This is a genomic window from uncultured Campylobacter sp. (assembly GCF_937997595.1).
Taxonomy (GTDB): Bacteria; Campylobacterota; Campylobacteria; order Campylobacterales; family Campylobacteraceae; genus Campylobacter_B.
On the sequence record NZ_CALKTS010000262.1, the window covers coordinates 1 to 1,500 of the forward strand.

Below are 1,500 nucleotides of genomic sequence, written 5' to 3' on the forward strand. Positions count from 1 at the left end.
GAAATTTTAAAATTTTCCTCGATCTAAAGCTCTACGACATCCCAAACACGATGGCAGACGCCGCCGAGGAGATCGCTAAGCTTGGCGTAGATATGATAAATGTGCATGCAAGCAGCGGCAAGCGCGCGATGGCTACGGTGATGGAGCGACTGGACAGGCTAGCTTCGCGTCCGCTAGTGCTAGCGGTTTCTGCGCTAACGAGCTTTGACGAGACCGAATTTAGCGCGGTTTACGAGCAAAATTTAAGCGATGCCGTGCGAAAATTTAGTGTGATGAGCTACGAAGCGGGGCTTGACGGCATGGTCTGCTCGGCGTTCGAGAGCCGCCTGATAAAGGACGCTACGAGCGAAAATTTTATCACGCTCTGCCCTGGCGTAAGGCCGTTTGGCGAGAGCGCAGCAGATCAAAAGCGAGTGGCGGATCTGGGCGTTGCGCGCGAGGCGGGGGCTAATTTTATCGTGGTCGGTCGCCCGATATACCAGGCACAAAACCCGCGCGAAATCTGCGAGCGGATTTTGGATCAAATTTAACGCCCGCGCTTGCGTGAAATTTGGCGCGAAATTATTTTAAACAGTGCTCCGGTGCGAGAGAATTTTAATAAAATCACCTCGCGAGTGCGGCTTAAACGGCGAGCTGGCACGGCAGCAAGATAAAATTTAGCAAGCTTTGCAACGCGCACAAATAAAATTTAAAATTTCATTCAAAGCGGCGAGCTTGGCGGAATTTAAAAGAAATTTGAGGTAAATTTGAGCGATTTTAAGAAAATCCCATATGTCGGCGAGGCGACCGAGGCGGATCTACTGGCGCTCGGCTACGAGGATATCGCTTCGTTAAAGGGTGCGGATCCACACGAAATGTTTGAACGCACAAAGGCGCTCGGGCGCGGCAGATGCATCCTCTACGTTTACCGAGACCAGCTACTACGCCAATACGCCTCGTCCCGACAAAGCCAAGCTAAAATGGTGGCTTTGGAAGGACTAAATTTACGAATTTGACCCGCGCCGTTTATAAATTTAAACGGATTTACTAGCAACCGACGCGGCTGTATTTGCGGCACGAAACGACGCCGCGCAAAAAGCGTAAATTTAACGAGTGCTTTAATTCTGAGGGCGCAAATTGTAAGCGCGAGCTTTACAAGCACAATGCAATAGAGCGGCGCAGAGCGCAAATTTAACGGGCGCCGTATAATGGAGCGCTGCAAAGCAGAAGGACGGTAGGGATGAAATTTTTTGCTATTTTGATTTTATGCGCGAGCGCACTTTTTAGCGAGACGATCAGCGCGAAATATGAAATTTCGTTCGGCGTTTTCGGCGCAGTCGGCAGCGCAAATACGCGGCTCGTGCGGCAGGGCGATCGCTACGAGATCGTCATGGATGCCGTCGCGCAGGGCGTCGCGGGTAGCCTAAGCGGGCAGAGGCGCGAGAGCTTCCGCTCAAAGGGGCGCGTCGTGGCGGGGCTTTTGATGCCCGATCTCTACGTCCACGAGGTCTCGCGCAAAAA

The 1,500-nt window shown here is 52.1% G+C and carries 1 protein-coding gene and 2 pseudogenes; all 3 read left to right on the forward strand.

Features of this window, described 5'->3' with window-relative positions; genetic code table 11:
- Positions 1 to 530, forward strand: a 530-nt coding sequence (gene pyrF, locus Q0614_RS08625; protein WP_298788048.1) for an orotidine-5'-phosphate decarboxylase, incomplete at its 5' end; no start/stop codon positions are given.
- Positions 531 to 746: 216 nt separating this feature from the next.
- Positions 747 to 981 (forward strand): annotated as a pseudogene (locus tag Q0614_RS08630) (helix-hairpin-helix domain-containing protein).
- A 238-nt stretch (positions 982 to 1,219) separates the two neighbouring features.
- Positions 1,220 to 1,500, forward strand: a pseudogene (locus Q0614_RS08635) (DUF3108 domain-containing protein); the annotation flags it as partial.